At 71.5% G+C, this 17688-nt stretch carries 15 protein-coding genes; 12 read left to right on the top strand and 3 right to left on the bottom strand.

The window, feature by feature from the left end; genetic code table 11:
- The first annotated feature begins 162 nt into the window (after positions 1 to 162).
- Positions 163 to 1167 carry a glycine betaine ABC transporter substrate-binding protein gene (locus AB0C15_RS20755; protein WP_357354260.1) on the top strand — a complete coding sequence of 335 codons (1005 nt, stop codon included), beginning with the start codon at positions 163 to 165 and terminating at the stop codon, positions 1165 to 1167.
- Positions 1168 to 1276: 109 nt separating this feature from the next.
- Positions 1277 to 3019, top strand: coding sequence for a hypothetical protein (locus tag AB0C15_RS20750; RefSeq protein WP_357354258.1), 1743 nt, complete (start codon positions 1277 to 1279; stop codon positions 3017 to 3019).
- An 18-nt stretch (positions 3020 to 3037) separates the two neighbouring features.
- On the opposite strand, the gene AB0C15_RS20745 is transcribed toward AB0C15_RS20750, so the two are convergent.
- Together AB0C15_RS20745 and AB0C15_RS20740 are read right to left on the bottom strand one after the other, a co-directional pair.
- A complete protein-coding gene (locus AB0C15_RS20745) occupies positions 3038 to 4225 on the bottom strand; it encodes an NADH-quinone oxidoreductase subunit D (protein ID WP_357354256.1) in 1188 nt (395 codons plus the stop codon).
- Positions 4222 to 5361 carry an SAM-dependent methyltransferase gene (locus AB0C15_RS20740; RefSeq protein WP_357354478.1) on the bottom strand — a complete coding sequence of 380 codons (1140 nt, stop codon included), beginning with the start codon at positions 5359 to 5361 and terminating at the stop codon, positions 4222 to 4224. The genes AB0C15_RS20745 and AB0C15_RS20740 overlap by 4 nt, the downstream gene beginning before the upstream one ends.
- Before the next feature lie 306 nt (positions 5362 to 5667).
- Between AB0C15_RS20740 and AB0C15_RS20735 the strand changes: the two genes are divergently transcribed.
- The 7 genes from AB0C15_RS20735 to AB0C15_RS20705 all read left to right on the top strand — a co-directional run bounded on the left by AB0C15_RS20735 (position 5668) and on the right by AB0C15_RS20705 (position 12519).
- Positions 5668 to 6624: a Rossmann-like and DUF2520 domain-containing protein gene (locus AB0C15_RS20735; protein ID WP_357354254.1), complete on the top strand. Its 957-nt coding sequence runs from the start codon at positions 5668 to 5670 to the stop codon at positions 6622 to 6624.
- A gap of 114 nt (positions 6625 to 6738) precedes the next feature.
- Entirely contained in the window at positions 6739 to 7587 is an 849-nt protein-coding gene (gene panC / locus AB0C15_RS20730; protein ID WP_357354252.1) for a pantoate--beta-alanine ligase, read from the top strand.
- A 38-nt stretch (positions 7588 to 7625) separates the two neighbouring features.
- Positions 7626 to 8054, top strand: a complete 429-nt coding sequence (gene panD, locus AB0C15_RS20725; RefSeq protein WP_030327945.1) for an aspartate 1-decarboxylase — start codon at positions 7626 to 7628, stop codon at positions 8052 to 8054.
- Positions 8055 to 8150: 96 nt separating this feature from the next.
- Positions 8151 to 9047: a septum formation family protein gene (locus tag AB0C15_RS20720; RefSeq protein ID WP_357354249.1), complete on the top strand. Its 897-nt coding sequence runs from the start codon at positions 8151 to 8153 to the stop codon at positions 9045 to 9047.
- A 108-nt stretch (positions 9048 to 9155) separates the two neighbouring features.
- Positions 9156 to 10850 (top strand): L-aspartate oxidase, encoded by a 1695-nt coding sequence (locus tag AB0C15_RS20715; protein ID WP_357354247.1) that lies wholly within the window; start codon positions 9156 to 9158, stop codon positions 10848 to 10850.
- Positions 10847 to 11743: a carboxylating nicotinate-nucleotide diphosphorylase gene (gene nadC / locus AB0C15_RS20710; RefSeq protein WP_357354245.1), complete on the top strand. Its 897-nt coding sequence runs from the start codon at positions 10847 to 10849 to the stop codon at positions 11741 to 11743. Before AB0C15_RS20715 ends, nadC begins: the two co-directional genes overlap by 4 nt.
- Before the next feature lie 17 nt (positions 11744 to 11760).
- Complete coding sequence (locus AB0C15_RS20705; RefSeq protein ID WP_357354243.1) at positions 11761 to 12519, top strand: type III pantothenate kinase; 759 nt, start codon at positions 11761 to 11763, stop codon at positions 12517 to 12519.
- Positions 12520 to 12556: 37 nt separating this feature from the next.
- On the opposite strand, the gene AB0C15_RS20700 is transcribed toward AB0C15_RS20705, so the two are convergent.
- Positions 12557 to 13297 carry a class I SAM-dependent methyltransferase gene (locus AB0C15_RS20700; RefSeq protein WP_357354241.1) on the bottom strand — a complete coding sequence of 247 codons (741 nt, stop codon included), beginning with the start codon at positions 13295 to 13297 and terminating at the stop codon, positions 12557 to 12559.
- An 88-nt stretch (positions 13298 to 13385) separates the two neighbouring features.
- On the opposite strand from AB0C15_RS20700, the gene lysS reads away from it, so the two are divergent.
- The 3 genes from lysS to AB0C15_RS20685 all read left to right on the top strand — a co-directional run.
- Positions 13386 to 14894 (top strand): lysine--tRNA ligase, encoded by a 1509-nt coding sequence (gene lysS / locus AB0C15_RS20695; RefSeq protein ID WP_357354239.1) that lies wholly within the window; start codon positions 13386 to 13388, stop codon positions 14892 to 14894.
- A 112-nt stretch (positions 14895 to 15006) separates the two neighbouring features.
- Positions 15007 to 15351, top strand: a complete 345-nt coding sequence (locus AB0C15_RS20690; RefSeq protein ID WP_036392792.1) for an Lsr2 family protein — start codon at positions 15007 to 15009, stop codon at positions 15349 to 15351.
- A 580-nt stretch (positions 15352 to 15931) separates the two neighbouring features.
- Positions 15932 to 17688 (top strand): ATP-dependent Clp protease ATP-binding subunit (locus AB0C15_RS20685; RefSeq protein ID WP_357354237.1); only part of this gene is annotated, 1757 nt, incomplete at its 3' end.

The following is a 17688-nucleotide window of genomic DNA, read 5'->3' as shown; positions in this document are numbered from 1 at the left end:
CCCGTCCGGTCGGTGACGATGAGGTGACGAAGTCCATCCCAGGTTGTCGGTCGGCCGCGGACCATGTTGGGTGGATATTCGCGGGCGGCCGACAGTCAGGATCGCCCGTCGGACACGCGGCCGGCCCGGGACGGGTCGCGCCGGGACACGGAAGGCGGGCACATGCGCGCACGTACACGTCTGGCGATCGGGGCGGTAAGCGCCGTCGCCGGGGCAGCGCTCCTCACCGGCTGCGGTGACGCCGGCTCGTCCGGCACCGACGCACCCGCGACCAGCGCCTCCGGTGCCGGGTGCGCCCCGGTCGCCGGGCAGCAGCTCATCGCTCTGCAGGACGACAAGAAGCTCCAGAACTCCGACAACGTCATCCCTGCGGTCAACAGCAAGGCGGCCAACCCGCAGCTGATCGCCGCACTGGACAAGGTCTCCGCCGCGCTGGACACCCCGAAGCTGATCCAGCTCAACAAGGCCGTCAACGAGGACCGCAAGACCCCGAAGGTGGCGGCCGAGGAGTTCGCGTCGGCAAACAACCTCACCGCCGGCATCGCCAAGGGGCCGGGCGGCGACATCACGGTGGGCGCCGGCAACTTCGCCGAGAGCCAGATCCTCGGCGAGTTGTACCGGATCGTGCTGAGCAGCGCCGGCTACCAGGTCAAGGTGCAGCAGATCGGCAACCGGGAGCTCTACGCGCCGGCTCTGGAGAAGGGCGAGATCCAGGTCGTCCCGGAGTACGCGGCGACCATGGCCGAGTTCCTCAACACCAAGGCGAACGGCCAGAACGCGCAGCCGGTCTCCTCACCCGACATCAACACGACGGTGACCGCGCTCAAGGCCGAGGGCGACAAGGCCGGCCTCACCTTCGGCACCCCGGCCGCCGCGCAGGACCAGAACGCCTTCGCGGTGACCCAGGCCTTCGCCGACAAGTACGGCGTGCGGACCCTCTCCGAGCTGGCGGCGAAGTGCTCCGGTAGCGCGACCGTGCTCGGTGGCCCGCCGGAGTGCGAGCAGCGTCCGTTCTGCAAGCCGGGCCTGGAGAAGACGTACGGGCTGTCGGTCGGCAAGTTCTCCTCGCTGGACCAGGGCGGGCCGCTGACCAAGAGCGGGCTGCGCGACGGCTCGATCAGCGTGGGCCTGATCTTCTCTTCGGACGGTGCCTTCGCCACCAGCTGACCCCGCACCGCACGCTCTGTGGACGCCCCCGCCCCCGACCGGGCGGGGGCGTCCGCGCGTTCCGGGACCCCGTTCCCTCCGACGGATTACGTGGGTAGGCTGCACATCCATGCCAGCCCCGGCCACCCCCGACGCCCGGCGTCAACCCGCACTGCTGACCATGCTCTTCTGGGCGGGCGTCGCTCTCGCGCCGGTGGCGGCGCTGATCCTGTTGGTGGCCGACGGCAACGGCCCGCTGCGTTTCGCCGCGGTGCTCGCCATCGTCTCGGTGGTGCTGATCGGCCTCTCCATCGCGCTGCGGTCCGACGGCGAGGGCGACTCGGCGCGGGTGGACGAGCTGTTGGACGAGATCGAAGGGCTTCGCCGGGAGCTGCGCGGCGAGATCGGGGCCGCCGCGCAACGCGGTAATCAGGCACTCGACCAGGCGCAACGGGCCCACGAGGCGATCGCCGCCGTGCGCCGTCGGCTCGACGTCAGTGGCGCCGCCCTCGCCGGTGCCGCCCCCGCCGCCGAGCCGGCAGGCGCCGGGCGGGCGCGGGTGTCGGCAGTCGAGCCGCAGGCGGACGACGCCCCGGTGGCCCGGAGCCGGGTCCCGGTCCCCGGTGACGCGCCGGCCGGCCGCGCTCGGCCGTCCAGCCCCGACGACGCACCCCGGTGGGGCCGCTCCGAGCACGCGGACGACGACGAGCCGGCGTACGCACGGGAGGCCCCCGAGCCGCCGGCCTCCACCGGGGTGTACGGCGGAGAGCGCCCAGCCGGCGTGTACGGCGGAGAGCGGCCAGCCGCCACGTACGGCTCGGCCCGCCCTCGGGAGCACGACCGACCCGAACCGACGCACCGGCCAGGGGTGGTCCGGCACACCGAGACCGTGCACGTCACCACCCGGCACACGGTGGTCGACGGCGGCGCGGCCGAGTCGGCTGGGCGCTACGGCGGCGGGTACGCCGGTCAGTGGACCCCGCCCGCGCAGGAGTGGACCCGGGGCGGCGACCCGGACGAGCGCCCCCGTCCGGCCGGCCGAGCGAGAAGCGCGCCGGAGGACGCCTCCAGGGCCGGATACGGCGACGAGCCGGGCTGGGCGGGCCGCCGCGACGAACCGGAGCGGACCGATCGGCGCGACGCGTACGCCCGACCCGACGAGTCCACCCCGGAGGGCCGGTCGCACCGCGCACCGGGCCGTCAGGTGGCGGACTCCTGGGACGGCCAGGATGATCGGGGCTGGTCGGAGCAGCACGACCGGGCGGGTGCCGCGGCGCCGCAGCCCGGGCCGCCGCTGCGGGCCGACGACACCGGCGAGTACTGGTCGCAGCTACGGGCCGGTGATCGGTGGGCTGCCGTCCGCGACGACGAGAACGGCCGTGAGCTGCGGGTGGGCGAACGCCGGGCCGAGGTGCACGCCGACGCCACCGGCACCGAGTACCGGATGGCCGACCGCTGGGCCGCCGTCCGCCACGAGGAGCCGCGCCGGCACGAATCCGCCGGCCGCTACGAGGAGCCGCGCCGGCACGAGGACGCTGGCCGCTACGAGGAGCCGCGCCGTTACGAGGAGCCGCGCCGGCACGAATCCGCCGGCCGCTACGAGGAGCCGCGCCGCTACGAGGACGCCGGCCGGTACGAGGAGCCCCGCCACGATCGTGATGGTGGCCGGCGGGCCGAGCCGGGAAGGCCGGCGCTGCCGGTGGGTGGTGTGCCGGTGCCGGACGAGTGGCGTCCACCTCGCCAGCGCGGCCACCAGGCGGAACCCGCGCCGGAGCGGGCCGGCCGGCGGCGGGTCGACGAGCGTTACGGCTACCCGCCGCAGGACGACGTGCCCCGTGCCGGGGGCGCACCGCCAGCCGACCACTGGCGGTGAGCGGTCAGGCTGCCCTGGTCACTTGTCGATGTCGCCGACCACGAAGAACATCGAGCCGAGGATCGCGATCAGGTCCGGGACCAGGCAGCCGGGGAGCAGGGTGGCCAACGCCTGCACGTTCGCGTACGAGGCGGTGCGCAGCTTCAACCGCCACGGCGTCTTCTCGCCCCGGGACACCAGGTAGTAGCCGTTGATGCCGAGCGGGTTCTCCGTCCAGGCGTACGTGTGCCCCTCCGGCGCCTTGAGCACCTTCGGCAGCCGGGTGTTGATCGGACCGGTCAGCCGGTCCACCCGGTCGAGGCACTGCTCGGCGAGGTCCAGTGACGCGTACACCTGGTCGAGCAGCACCTCGAACCGGGCGTGGCAGTCCCCGGCGCTCTTGGTGACCACCGGCACGTCCAGCTCGTCGTACGCCAGGTAGGGGTCGTCGCGGCGCAGGTCCAGGTCGAGCCCGGAGGCGCGGGCCACCGGCCCGGACGCCCCGAACGCGGCGGCGTCCGCGGCGGACAGCACCCCCACGCCGACGGTACGGGCCAGGAAGATCTCGTTACGCCGGATCAGGTGGTCCAGGTCGGGCAGTCGTCGGCGTACCTCGCCGATCGCCGCCCGGGCCCGCCCGGTCCACCCGTACGGCACCTCCTCCTTGAGGCCACCCACCCGGTTGAACATGTAGTGGATCCGGCCGCCGGAGACCTCCTCCATCACCGCCTGGATGGTCTCCCGCTCGCGGAACGCGTAGAAGATCGGCGTGATCGCCCCGATCTCCAACGGGTACGAGCCGAGGAACATCAGGTGGTTGAGCACCCGGTTCAGCTCCGCGAGCGCCATCCGCAGCCAGGTGGCCCGCTCGGGCACCTCCATGCCCATCAGGCGTTCCACGGCGAGCACCACGCCCAGCTCGTTGGAGAACGCCGAGAGCCAGTCGTGCCGGTTCGCCAGCACGATGATCTGCCGGTAGTCCCGCACCTCGAAGAGCTTCTCCGCGCCCCGGTGCATGTAACCGACGATCGGTTCGCAGGCGACCACGCGTTCGCCGTCGAGCACCAGTTTCAACCGCAGCACACCATGCGTGGAGGGGTGCTGCGGGCCGATGTTCAGCACCATGTCGGTGCCGAGCTGCTGGTCACGGGTGCCGGCGACCAGGCCGGCGCCGGTGCCGACGGTCAGTTCGCGGAGGGCCCCGGCGTCGGTGGTCATGCCCGTCATCGTGCCACGGTCGACCCGAGCGGGATGCCTACCGGCTGCCGCAACCACAGGTGCCCGCCGAGCCCGCCCGGGTCGGTCAGCTCGGCCACCGCCGACGCGGCGGCCAGCGCCCGCACGTAGCCGACCGGGTCGGTGCCGGCCAGGCTGAGCGGCGGTCGCCCGCCGTCGGCCCCGAGCGCCCGCAGCGCCTCCCGCTGCACGACCAGGGAGTACGCGCACCGCGCGACGACCGCACCAGCGGACGCGACCGAGTCCATGGCCACGTGCGCGGTCACATCGCTCGACCCGTCAGGCACCGGAGGCACCTGCCGCCCACCCCGGTACCCGGTCAACGTCCCGTCGACAGGTCGCGCGTCCCGCAGGTGCCCGTAGTCGACCGCCACCGCGAGCCCTCGGCTGATCTTTTTCACCGCGTCGGCCCAGGCTTCGTCCCTGGTCCGTCCGATCTCGGCGCGCTGCCGGTTGCGGTGGGGGGTCTCGCTTGTCGCATCCGCCCAGGTCACCCCTGGGCTTGGAGCACCGTCCATACTGGGCGGGCTCGTGGGGCTGGGCCACCACTTCGTCAGCCAATCATGATCATCAAGGCTGACCGGCTCACCGACTGATTCGGCACCGGTGTCGGGGTCGACCAGCACATATCGCCAGCCGTCTCCGGCGTGTACGGCCACGTCCAGTGGGACGTTGTCCAGCCATTCGGTGGCGATCAGCAGTCCAGTGATCTTGGTGGGGATCTCGGCTGTCCAGTTGATCTCTTCTGGCAGATTTTCCGGGCGGGGTGCGTACTCGACTGCTGTGAAGCGCAGGCGATCGGCGAGCGATGGACGGGCGGCGATCGACGACGGCCCCTCGGGTGCCGGACGGGCGGAGGCCGTGGGAATTCCCACCATGACCTTGACGGACGCCAGCAGAGCGTCCAGCAACTCCCCACGCCCGGCGCCCACGTCGACAACGTCGAGCCGGTCAGGGTGGCCGAGGGCAGCGTCCACCTGTTCAAGGAGGCGCAGCACGGCGGTCGCGAAAGCTGTTGACGCGTGCACGCTGGTGCGGAAGTGGTCGGCCGGCCCGGTACCGGCGACGAAGAAGCCGCCCGGCCCGTATAGCGCGCTGGCCATGGCGTCCCGCCACCGGATCGGCATCAGCGCGTTCCGCGTTGCGCGTGGGGTCACCGTGCCGACCCTACGGTCGCCAGTGCGGAGGCGAGTCGGGATCCCCACGTCCGCCGACGCCGGCCCGCGTCGATCAAGGAGTCGTGGTTGGCGACAAATACCTTGTTCGGTGGTAAAACAGGCACCACTACTCCATGATCGACGCGAGCCGGGCTGGGGCTGCAGACGGGCGTTCCGGGGGTGGTGAAGGTTTTCACACATGCTTGTCCGGGTTCGGTGGGCCGGGCGCATACTTGCGATCGACCGGTACCCCTTCTCGAGGACTGGATCGTCGTCATGAGCGCACCGTTGCGCCCGCGTCCGGCCGCCCCGCACGGGCCCGCCGCACCGTGGGATCGCGCCACCTCCCGTCTGCTCACCGTCGGTGTCGTTGGCGCCGGCCGGGTCGGCGCCGTGCTGGGCGCCGCGCTCGCCGCCGCCGGGCACCGGGTGGTGGCCGTCTCCGGCGGCTCCGGTGCCAGCCGCGCCCGCCTCGCCCTGCTGCTGCCCGAGGTGCCCCGCCGCCCGGTAGCCGCGGTGGCCCACGCCGCCGCTGACCTGCTGCTGATCGCGGTGCCCGACGACACCCTGGCCGGTGTGGTGGCCGACCTCGCGGAGCGGGGTGCGCTGCACCCGGGCCAGATCGTCGCGCACACCTCGGGGGCGCACGGCCTGGCCGTGCTGGGCCCGGCCGCCGCCGTCGGCGCGCGACCGCTCGCTCTGCACCCGGCGATGACCTTCACCGGTACGCCGGACGACCTGACCCGGCTGGACGGCATCTCGTACGGGGTGACCGCCCCGGCGGAGTTGCGCCCGCTGGCCGCCCGGCTGGTCGCCGACCTGGGTGGTGTGCCGGAGTGGGTGGCCGAGTCGGATCGTCCGCTCTACCACGCCGCGCTGGCCCATGGCGCGAACCATCTGGTGACCCTGGTCAACGAGGCGACCGACCGGTTGCGGGACGCCGGGGTGTCCCGACCGGAGAAGGTGCTCGCCCCACTGCTGCGGGCCGCCCTGGAGAACGCGCTGCGGCTCGGCGACGACGCCCTGACCGGGCCGGTCTCCCGTGGCGACGCGGGTACGGTGCAGCGGCACCTGGTGCGGTTGGCGGCCACCGCACCGGAGTCCGTGCCCGCGTACCTGGCGCTGGCCCGTCGTACCGCCGACCGGGCGATCGCCGCCGGCCGGCTGCGGCCGGTGGACGCACAGTCGCTGCTCGGCGTGCTTGCCGACAGCAGTCGGGAGGTGGCCGCGTGAGCGCGAGGAGTGAGCCGTTCTTGCGAGCCCCGCAGTCGCGAACCGAGGTGTCGCTGTGAGCGCGAGGAGTGAGCCGTTCTTGCGAGCCCCGCAGTCGCGAACCGAGGTAGGGCCATGACCCAGGTGGTGCACACGCGCGTCGAGTTGGCTGAGGCCCGGGCCGGGCTGAAGGGCACGGTCGGGGTGGTGATGACCATGGGCGCGTTGCACTCCGGGCACGAGATGCTGCTGCGCGCCGCCCGGGAGCAGGCCGACCATGTGCTGGTGACGGTCTTCGTGAACCCGTTGCAGTTCGGGCCGAACGAGGACTTCGACCGCTACCCGCGCACGCTCGACGCCGACCTGGAGGTGTGCCGGCGGGCGGGCGCGGATCTGGTCTTCGCCCCGTCGGTGGCGGACATGTACCCGGACGGGCAGCCCCGCGTACGCCTCGACCCGGGTCCACTCGGCGGGGAGTTGGAGGGGGCGAGCCGTCCCGGCTTCTTCCACGGTGTGCTCACCGTGGTGCTGAAACTGCTCCAGCTCACCCAGCCCGACCTCGCGTTCTTCGGTGAGAAGGACTACCAGCAGCTCACCCTGGTCCGGCGGATGGTCCGCGACCTGGACGTGCCGGTCGAGGTGGTCGGTGTGCCGACCGTCCGGGAGCCGGACGGGCTGGCGCTCTCCAGCCGTAACCGCTACCTGAGCGGGCCGGAGCGGGCCGCCGCGTTGAGTCTGTCCGCCGCGCTGCGGGCCGGCGCGCGGGCTGCCGACGACGGTCTGGACGCGGGGGCGGTGCTGACCGCCGCGCACGCCGCGTTCGGCGCGGGTACGCCGGGTGCCCGCCTCGACTATCTGGTGCTCACCGATCCCGAGTTGGAGCCGGGGCCGGTGTCCGGGCCGGCCCGGCTGGTGATCGCCGCCTGGGTGGGTGCCACCCGTCTGATCGACAACGCCGCGATCCAGCTCGCCCCGCGCCCCTGACCCGGCCGCACCACCCTCCACCACGAAAGGCCCTTCCGATGTTGCGGACCATGCTCAAGTCGAAGATCCACCGAGCCACGGTGACCCAGGCCGACCTGCACTACGTCGGTTCGGTGACCGTGGACGAGGACCTGCTCGACGCCGCCGACCTGCTCCCCGGCGAGCAGGTGGCGATCGTGGACATCACCAACGGTGCCCGGCTGGAGACGTACGTGATCCCGGGCGAGCGGGGCAGCGGTGTGATCGGTATCAACGGTGCCGCCGCGCACCTGGTGCACCCCGGTGACCTGGTCATCCTGATCTCGTACGGGCAGATGGACGACGCCGAGGCCCGGTCCTACCGGCCGCGGGTCGTGCACGTCGACGCCGACAACCGGGTGATCGAGTTGGGTGCCGATCCGGCCGCGGCGGCCCCCGGCACGGCCGGGAACCCGGTACCCAGCCCGCTGGCCGTGTCCGGAGTCTGATCGCGCGTACCGCGATTCCGGTCTGTTACCGGAAGGTCATTTCCGGTTACTCTGGGCACGCTGGCGGAAGCCGGTCGGTGGCTGGGGGAGGCCGCGATGCGCCGTGCCATGACGACCCTGTTCGCCACTGCCGTGACGGCAGTGCTGCTGGTGGGCTGTGCCGGGTCCGGGGGCCTGGACGGCGATCTGACCGACGACTGGGCGGCGCTGCCGGCGCCGTCGGCGTTCACCCCGGCCGCCGGGGTTTGTCACGCCGCCGACTTCACCGATCTGGTCAGCCTGGCGAGCTACGAGCCGGTGGACTGCGCGGGCCCGCACCGTCTGGAGACGGTGCACGTGGGGGCCTTCCCGGTCGAGCGGACGACCGCTCCGGCGGGTGGTTCGGCCGAGCTGCGGGGCGCGTTCGCCGAGTGCGACACCCGGGCGACCGGCTATGTGGGTGACGACTGGCGGTCGGGTCGGCTGCGGTTGTCCGTGGCGTTGCCGAACGGGCCGGGCTGGGCGGCGGGTTCCCGGTGGTTCCGGTGCGACCTCACCGAGCTGACCACTGTCGAGGCGGCGGCGACCGTGGTGGTCCGGTCGGGCAGCCTGCGGGACGCGTTGAAGGGGGCCACCGGGCTGCGCCTCGGCTGCCAGCAGACCCGGGGTGGCGCCGGCCGGGGTGTGCAGACACTGACCCCGGTGGAGTGCGGCAAGCAGCACGACGCCGAGTTCGTCGGGGTGTGGCGTGCACCGGCGATGGCGTACCCGACCCGGGACGCGGACTGGGCGCCGCTCTACAACGGTTGTCGCAGCGTCCTGGCCCGGTACGCCGGCGTACCGGACGACACGAACCTGCGTTTCCGCAGCGGAGTGGTGGTCCGCCCGGCTGGGGCGGGGCGGTGGAAGGTCGGTGATCGGGGGGTCCGGTGCTACCTGTGGCTCAGCGACCGTACGGTGGCCGCCTCGCTGAAGGGCGCGGGCCCGGCTGGTCTGCCGGTTCGGACGAAGTGACCACCGCCTGACTGTCGACGCGGCGCGGCGGGCGCCGGACGGGGTCGCCCAAAACACTCGTCCCGCCCCCGCCGCCCCGGGCGAGGATGGTTCGGGTTGACTGGGGGGATGGACCTCCCGACCGTCGACCTGCCTGCCCTGCCCGCGCTGCTGGCCGCGCCCGCGCCTGGCTGGGTGGAGACCACCGACGTGATCGTGGTGGGGTCCGGCGTGGCCGGGCTGACCGCGGCGCTGCACCTGCGTGAGGCGGGTCTGCACGTCACGGTGGTCACCAAGGTCAACATCGATGACGGCTCGACCCGATGGGCGCAGGGTGGCATCGCCGCCGTGCTCGACCCGGCCGACACCCCGGCCGCGCATGCCCGGGACACCGAGGTCGCCGGGGTCGGGCTGTGCGACCCGGCGGCGGTCCGGGTGCTTGTCGAGGAGGGCCCGACCCGGCTCCGTGAGCTGATCCGGGTCGGCGCCGAGTTCGATCGCCATGCGGACGGCTCGCTGATGCTGACCCGCGAGGGCGGGCACCGGGCGGACCGGATCGTGCACGCCGGCGGGGACGCCACAGGCGCGGAGGTGCAGCGGGCCCTGCACGCCGCGGTGCAGCGCGACCCGTGGATCCGGCTGGTCGAGCACGCTCTCGTGCTGGACCTGTTGCGCGCCCCGGGTGACGGCCCGGACGGGCTCGGCAGGGCCTGCGGGATCACCCTGCACGTGCTGGGTGAGGGCAGCGAGGACGGCGTGGGCGCTTTGCTGGCCCGTGCGGTGGTGCTCGCCACCGGCGGCATGGGGCAGATCTTCGCGGCCACCACGAACCCGGCGGTCTCCACCGGGGACGGCGTGGCGTTGGCGATGCGCGCCGGCGCAGCCGTGACCGACGTGGAGTTCGTCCAGTTCCACCCGACCGCCCTGATCACTCCGACCGGGGCAGGGGTGCCGGGGGCCGGGCACGCGCAGCAGCCGCTGGTCTCGGAGGCGTTGCGGGGTGAGGGCGCGTACCTGGTGGACGCGGACGGCAAGCGGTTCATGGTGGGCCAGCACGAGCTGGCTGAGCTGGCCCCCCGGGACGTGGTGGCCAAGGGCATCCACCGGGTGCTGCTGGCCACCGGCGCGGACCACGTCTTCCTCGACGCGCGGCACCTGGGCGGCGACTTCCTGGCCGGCCGGTTCCCCACCATCGTGGCGTCCTGCCTGGCGATCGGGGTGGACCCGGCGACCGACCTGATCCCGGTCGCGCCGGCCGCCCACTACGCCTCCGGCGGGGTCCGGACCGACCTGCGGGGCCGCACCTCCATCCCGGGCCTGTACGCCTGCGGCGAGGTGGCCTGCACCGGCGTGCACGGCGCGAACCGACTGGCAAGCAACTCGCTGCTGGAGGGTCTGGTCTTCTCCCGGCGGATCGCCGAGGACATCGCCGCCGGTCTGCCCGAGCAGGTCCAGCCCGCGGACACCGGAGCCTGGCGTGGGGGTGCGGGCTGGGTGTTGCCGGCGGAGGTGACGCCGACCCTGCAACGGGCGATGACCCGGGGGGCCGGGGTGCTCCGATCCGCGGCCACGCTCGCCGACACGGCCGCGACGCTTACCGAGCTGGGCGTCGCCCGGGGTCGGCCGAGGACCGCCGACTGGGAGGCGACGAACCTGCTCACCGTGGCGTCGACGCTTGTCGCCGCCGCGTACGCGCGCGGTGAGACCCGGGGTTGCCACTGGCGGGAGGACTTCCCGACGGCCGACGAGCGGTGGCTGGGCCATCTGGTCGGGTCGTTCGGGGCGCAGGGCCGGGTGACGCATCAGTGGGAGGGAAACTCGTGATCGAGTCGACGGAGACGGTGTTGCGGGCGGCGGGGCTGGATCCGGCGCACGTACGGCGGGTGATCGAGAGCGCGTTGGTCGAGGACCTGGGCCCGGACTTCCTCGACGTCACGAGTGTGGCCACCATTCCGGCGGAGCAGACCGACACCGCCGAGCTGGTGGCCCGCGCGGACGGGGTGGTGGCCGGGATGGCGGTGGCCGCCGCGGTGTTCGAGCTGGTGGGAGAGGTGACGGGCTTCGGTCGTACCGTCGAGGTGTCGGTCCTGGTCCGCGACGGCGAGCGGGTGGCGCGCGGCGACGTGCTGGCGACGGTGACCGGCCCGACCCGGCTGCTGTTGACGGCCGAGCGGACGGCCCTCAACCTGCTCTGCCGGATGTCCGGGGTGGCCACCCACACCCGGGCCTGGGCGGACGCCCTCGCCGGCACGAAGGCGATGGTGCTGGACACCCGCAAGACGACGCCGGGCCTGCGGGCGCTGGAGAAGTACGCGGTGCGGGCCGGCGGTGGCACCAACAAGCGGATGGGCCTCTACGACGTGGCCATGATCAAGGACAACCACAAGCTGGCGGCCGGGGGCATCACGGCGGCCTACCGGCGGGTCCGGGAGGCCTTCCCGGAGGTGCCGGTGCAGGTCGAGGTGACCACCGTCAACGAGGCGGTGGAGGCGGTGGAGGCCGGGGCGGACTTCCTGCTCTGCGACAACATGACGCCGGAGGTGCTGACCGAGGCGGTGGCGGCGGTGGGTGACCGGGCGGAGCTGGAGGCGACCGGCGGGCTGACCCTGGAGGTGGCCGGCCGGTACGCGGCCACCGGCGTGGACTTCCTCTCGGTGGGTGCGTTGACGCACTCGTCGCCGATCCTGGACATCGCGCTGGACCTGCGCACCCGGTAGTTGTCTAGGCTGCGTGCGTGCTGCTCTGCATCGACATCGGAAACACCAACACCGTGCTGGCGACCTTCGAGGGCGACAAGCTGGTGCACTCCTGGCGGATCAAGACCGACGCCCGTTCGACGGCGGACGAGCTGGGCCTGATGTTCCGGGGTCTGCTCGCCGGGGACAACGTCGAGATCACCGGTGTGGCCGCCTGCTCGACGGTGCCGGCCGCGCTGCGGTCGCTGCGCACCATGCTCAGCCGCTACTACGCGGAGGTGCCGAGCGTCGTGGTCGAGCCGGGGGTGCGGACCGGGGTGCAGTTGGCGATCGACAATCCGAAGGAGGTGGGCTCCGACCGGGTGGTGAACACCCTGGCGGCGTACACCCTCTACGGCGGTCCGTCGATCGTGGTGGACTTCGGCACCACCACCAACTTCGACGTGATCAGCGAGCGCGGTGAGTTCCTCGGCGGGGCGTTCGCCCCGGGCATCGAGATCTCCTTCGACGCGCTGGCCGCCCGGGCCGCCCAGTTGCGCAAGGTCGAGGCCACCAAGCCCCGCTCGGTGATCGGCAAGAACACCGTGGAGTGCCTTCAGGCCGGCCTGTACTTCGGCTTCGCCGGGCAGGTGGACCGGATCGTCGAGCGGATGACCGAGGAGTTGGGCGAGGTGCGCGCGGTCATCGCCACCGGCGGCCTCGCCTCCCTGGTGATCAACGAGTGTCGCAGCATCACCCACCACGAGCCGATGATCACGCTGATCGGCCTGCGGATGGTCTACGAGCGCAACCTCTGACCCGGCCGCCGTCGAGCGCGGGCCGCCGCGCGCGGCCTCAGCGCCGCCGGGCGCGCAGCACAAGCGTCTGGTACGGCAGTTCGATGGTGTCCCGCCCGGCCAGAGCCGGGTGGGTGTCCAGAAGCTCGCCCAGTTCCCGCTCGACCCGTCGCTGGTCCTCGGCTGAGGCGGTAAGCCAGTACGAGCGGGTGCGGACCATGCCGAGCAGGTCAGTCGGCGCGAGCGTGGCGCGGTGCGGGAACTCGCGCTGCTCGATGGCGTCGAACGACGGGCCGAAGTCGGCGTACTCGCTGATGACGTGACGCGCCGACTTGTCCCCGAAGTGGGCGATACGCCCCAACTCGGCGACCCAGTCGACGCTGTCGTCCCGGATGTTCCAGATGGGGGCGAAGGTGCCACCGGGACGGAGCACCCGGGCGACCTCGGCGTGCGCGGGCTCCCGGTCGAACCAGTGGTACGCCGTCCCCGCCAGCACCGCGTCCGCAGCCGAGTCGGGCAGCGGCACGGCCTCGGCGCTGCCCGCGAGCGCCGTCGTGCCCGGGGTGCTCGCGGCGAGCTGGGCCCGCATCTCCGGGTCCGGTTCGACGGGTACGACCTCGTGGCCCAGAGCCAGCACGGCGCGGGTCAGGATGCCGGTGCCCGCCGCGAGGTCGACCACCCGGGCTGCGCTCAACCCGTCGAGCGCCCAGCGGACCGCAGCCTCCGGATAGCGTGGTCGTAACCGGTCGTATTCGCTCGCGGCGGCACCGAACGACAGGGCGTGAGTGTGATCGACCATGGCGGGCAGGTTATCCCGTAACGGCCTCCGGCGCGCTTGAGTACGCTCGGCCCTGACCCCCTGTATCTCCGTGACGAGGAAGCGTGCCGTGACCGAGCAGAACCCCGTGCCAGTGGACCCCGCCGACGACCTTCCCGAGCAGATGAAGGTCCGCCGGGAGAAGCGGGACCGGATGCTCGCCGAGGGCGTCGAGCCCTACCCGGTCGGCTTCCCCCGCACCACCACTTTGGCGCAGGTCCGGGCGCGCTACGCCGACCTGCCGACCGACACCGCGACCGGCGACCAGGTCGCGGTCACCGGCCGGGTGATCTTCGTACGCAACACGGGCAAGCTCTGCTTCGCGACGCTGCGGGACGGCGACGGCACCGAGTTGCAGGCGATGCTCTCGCTGGACCGGGTCGGGCCGGAGCGGCTGGAGGCGTGGAAGCGCCTCGTCGACCTCGGTGACCACGTCGGCGTCACCGGCGAGGTGATCACCAGCCGCCGGGGTGAGCTGTCGGTGCTGGCCCAGCAGTGGGACATGACCGCCAAGGCGCTGCGTCCGCTGCCCGTCGCCCACAAGCCCCTCTCCGAGGAGGCGCGGGTCCGGCAGCGTTACGTCGACCTGATTGTCCGACCGCAGGCACGGGAGATGGTGCGCACCCGGGCCGCCGCCGTACGCAGTCTGCGCGATTCACTGCACGGTCAGGGCTTCATCGAGGTGGAAACTCCGATGTTGCAACTGCTGCATGGCGGCGCGACGGCCCGACCGTTCGTGACCCACAGCAATGCGTTGAGCACCGATCTGTATCTGCGAATCGCGCCCGAACTGTTTCTCAAGCGCGCTGTGGTCGGCGGCGTCGACCGCGTCTTCGAGATCAACCGCAACTTCCGTAATGAGGGTGTCGACTCTTCGCACTCGCCGGAGTTCGCGATGCTGGAGACGTACCAGGCGTACGGGGACTACGACACGATCGGCGAGTTGACCCGCAATCTTGTGCAACAGGCGGCGATCGCGGTGAGCGGCTCGACGGTGGTGACCCACGCCGACGGTCGGGAGTTCGACCTGGGCGGTGAGTGGCGGTCCGTGACGCTGTTCGGCGTGCTTTCCGAAGCGCTGGGTGAGGAGGTCACCGTTCGCACCGAACGCTCCCGCCTGGTCGAGTACGCGGACAAGGTGGGATTGGCCGTGGACCCGAAGTGGGGCCCGGGCAAGTTGGCCGAGGAGTTGTTCGAGGAACTGGTCGTTCCCGGCCTGGAGGCGCCCACCTTCGTTCGGGACTACCCGGAGGAGACCAGCCCGCTCACCCGGGCACACCGCAGCGAGCCGGGGCTTGCCGAGAAGTGGGACCTCTACGTCCTCGGTTTCGAGCTGGGCACCGGGTACTCCGAGCTGGTCGACCCGATCGTGCAGCGGGAGCGGCTGGTGGCCCAGGCGCAGCTCGCGGCTCGCGGCGACGACGAGGCGATGCGTCTCGACGAGGACTTTCTTCGGGCGATGGAGTATGGAATGCCGCCGGCCGGCGGTATGGGAATGGGAATCGACCGCCTGTTGATGGCCCTGACCGGGCTCGGAATTCGGGAAACGATCCTCTTCCCGTTGGTCCGCCAGGAGTAGTCCCACCCGGGCTCGCGCAGAGCCGTAACGGCATCCTATTGACGCGACGAGCGGCGCGGGGGTTATTGTGCTCTCGTTAGCAGGAGCACCCTGCTCGAAAGGATTGTGGGACGTGGCCAAGCAAATCATTCACAAGCTGGTCGATGACCTGGACGGCGGGGACGCGGACGAGACCGTCAAGTTCGCCCTCGACGGCGTTCAGTACGAGATCGACCTGTCGAGCGCCAACGCCGCGAAATTGCGTGATGCATTTGCCTCGTACGTCGGTGCCGGCACCAAGGTCGGCCGGGGCGGCGTGGTGATCGGCGGGCGGGCTGCCCGCGGTCGGGGTGGCGCGACCGCCGATCGCGAACAGAACAAGGCGATCCGGGAGTGGGCCAAGAAGGCCGGCAAGGACATCTCGGACCGGGGTCGTATCCCCCAGGAGATCGTGGACGAGTTCCACGCGAAGCGCTGATCCCTCAGCAACTCGGTGGCCAGCCGCCACCGCAGGCGACACCGACGCCGGGCCGGAGAACTCCTCCGGGCCGGCGTCGCCGTATCCGCTGACGGCCAGCGCGGCGTTCTGCGGTGGGTGACGTCGTGTCCAGTTTCGGGCGTGGTCACGCTCCTGGGGTGGGGCGTGGTGTCCGTTTCGAGCCGGGAAGTATTCCGGGCGGACCGGCGTTGTCCACAGCCAGTGGACCAGCAATCCACAACCTGTGGACAACCTCCCCCAGGGTGGACGTGGCAGTCGTCGCGACCGCCGGTGGGCCCTCCGGAGGCCTCCGGAACGCTTCCGGGCCCCGGATCGGGCTTCGGTCGAGCCGGTCGGATTTCGCTCTGCGCGTAGCGACAGGGCTACCGGAACACCTCCTGAGCGCGGACGGTTGTGCAAAACGACGTGGAACCGACCCAGAGCAGAGACACACGACCTCAGCTGAGTCGGTCGGCGACGATAGAGTAAGGAGGCACGGACGCCCGTCCTGGACGTCCGCGCACCGGCCCCGCCAAGATCTTGACCATCAAGGCGCACGGCACGTGAGGAGCACGAGGGCATGTTCGAGCGGTTCACCGACCGAGCGCGACGGGTTGTCGTCCTGGCCCAAGAAGAGGCCCGGATGCTCAACCACAACTACATCGGTACGGAACACATCCTGCTGGGCCTGATCCATGAAGGTGAAGGCGTCGCGGCAAAGGCCCTGGAGAGCCTCGGCATCTCCCTGGAGGGCGTCCGCCAGCAGGTCGAGGAGATCATCGGCCAGGGCCAGCAGGCGCCGAGCGGGCACATCCCGTTCACGCCGCGGGCGAAGAAGGTGCTGGAGCTGTCGCTGCGCGAGGCGCTGCAGCTCGGCCACAACTACATCGGCACGGAGCACATCCTGCTCGGGTTGATCCGTGAGGGCGAGGGCGTCGCCGCCCAGGTGCTGGTCAAGCTCGGCGCCGACCTCAACCGGGTCCGCCAGCAGGTGATCCAGTTGCTTTCCGGCTATCAGGGCAAGGAGCCGGCCGCTGCGGGCGCCGCGCCGGGTGAGGCCGCGCCGTCGACCAGCCTGGTGCTGGACCAGTTCGGCCGTAACCTGACTCAGGCCGCGCGTGAGGGCAAGCTCGACCCGGTCATCGGGCGGGAGAAGGAAATCGAGCGGGTCATGCAGGTGCTCTCCCGCCGGACCAAGAACAACCCGGTTCTGATCGGTGAGCCCGGCGTCGGTAAGACCGCCGTGGTGGAGGGCCTGTCCCAGAAGATCATCAAGGGTGAGGTGCCCGAGACCCTCAAGGACAAGCAGCTCTACACGCTTGACCTGGGTGCGTTGGTGGCTGGTTCGCGGTACCGGGGTGACTTCGAGGAGCGCCTGAAGAAGGTGCTCAAGGAGATCCGCACCCGCGGCGACATCATCCTGTTCATCGACGAGATCCACACCCTGGTGGGTGCGGGTGCCGCCGAGGGCGCGATCGACGCGGCGAGCATCCTCAAGCCGATGCTGGCCCGTGGCGAGCTGCAGACCATCGGTGCCACCACGCTCGACGAATACCGCAAGCACCTGGAGAAGGACGCCGCTCTCGAGCGCCGGTTCCAGCCGATCCAGGTGGGTGAGCCGTCGCTGGCCCACACCATCGAGATCCTCAAGGGTCTGCGTGACCGGTACGAAGCCCACCACCGGGTGAGCATCACCGACGCGGCGCTCGTGGCTGCCGCGACGCTTGCCGACCGGTACATCTCCGATCGTTTCCTGCCGGACAAGGCGATCGATTTGATCGATGAGGCCGGTGCGCGGATGCGGATCCGTCGGATGACCGCGCCGCCGGACCTGCGGGACTTCGACGAGCGCATCGCTCAGGTGCGTCGTGACAAGGAGTCCGCGATCGACGCGCAGGACTTCGAGCGCGCCGCTCAGCTGCGGGACAAGGAGAAGCAGCTCCTGGGTCAGAAGGCGCAGCGGGAGAAGGAGTGGAAGGCCGGTGATCTGGACGTCGTCAGCGAGGTTGACGACGAGCAGATCGCCGAGGTGCTCGGCAACTGGACCGGCATTCCGGTCTACAAGTTGACCGAGGAGGAGACCTCACGTCTGCTGCGTATGGAGGACGAGCTGCACAAGCGCGTCATCGGGCAGGAGGACGCGGTCAAGGCGGTGTCGAAGGCGATCCGGCGTACCCGGGCGGGTTTGAAGGATCCGAAGCGCCCGTCGGGTTCGTTCATCTTCGCCGGCCCGTCGGGTGTGGGTAAGACCGAGCTGTCCAAGGCCCTCGCCGAGTTCCTCTTCGGTAGCGAGGACGCCCTGATCCAGTTGGACATGTCCGAGTTCCACGACCGGTA

The organism is Micromonospora sp. NPDC048835 (assembly GCF_040649995.1).
Lineage (GTDB): Bacteria > Actinomycetota > Actinomycetes > Mycobacteriales > Micromonosporaceae > Micromonospora.
Note: the sequence above shows the minus strand (reverse complement) of the source record. Positions and strands in the feature narration are given on the sequence as shown.

Coding starts and splice junctions, on each gene's coding strand:
- AB0C15_RS20735 (WP_357354254.1), top strand. CDS start 5,668: ATGAGCGCACCGTTGCGCCCGCGTCCGGCCGCCCCGCACGGGCCCGCC.
- AB0C15_RS20715 (WP_357354247.1), top strand. CDS start 9,156: ATGGACCTCCCGACCGTCGACCTGCCTGCCCTGCCCGCGCTGCTGGCC.
- panC (WP_357354252.1), top strand. CDS start 6,739: ATGACCCAGGTGGTGCACACGCGCGTCGAGTTGGCTGAGGCCCGGGCC.
- panD (WP_030327945.1), top strand. CDS start 7,626: ATGTTGCGGACCATGCTCAAGTCGAAGATCCACCGAGCCACGGTGACC.
- AB0C15_RS20720 (WP_357354249.1), top strand. CDS start 8,151: ATGCGCCGTGCCATGACGACCCTGTTCGCCACTGCCGTGACGGCAGTG.
- AB0C15_RS20700 (WP_357354241.1), bottom strand. CDS start 13,297: ATGGTCGATCACACTCACGCCCTGTCGTTCGGTGCCGCCGCGAGCGAA.
- AB0C15_RS20755 (WP_357354260.1), top strand. CDS start 163: ATGCGCGCACGTACACGTCTGGCGATCGGGGCGGTAAGCGCCGTCGCC.
- AB0C15_RS20740 (WP_357354478.1), bottom strand. CDS start 5,361: ATGCCGATCCGGTGGCGGGACGCCATGGCCAGCGCGCTATACGGGCCG.
- AB0C15_RS20745 (WP_357354256.1), bottom strand. CDS start 4,225: ATGACGGGCATGACCACCGACGCCGGGGCCCTCCGCGAACTGACCGTC.
- AB0C15_RS20750 (WP_357354258.1), top strand. CDS start 1,277: ATGCCAGCCCCGGCCACCCCCGACGCCCGGCGTCAACCCGCACTGCTG.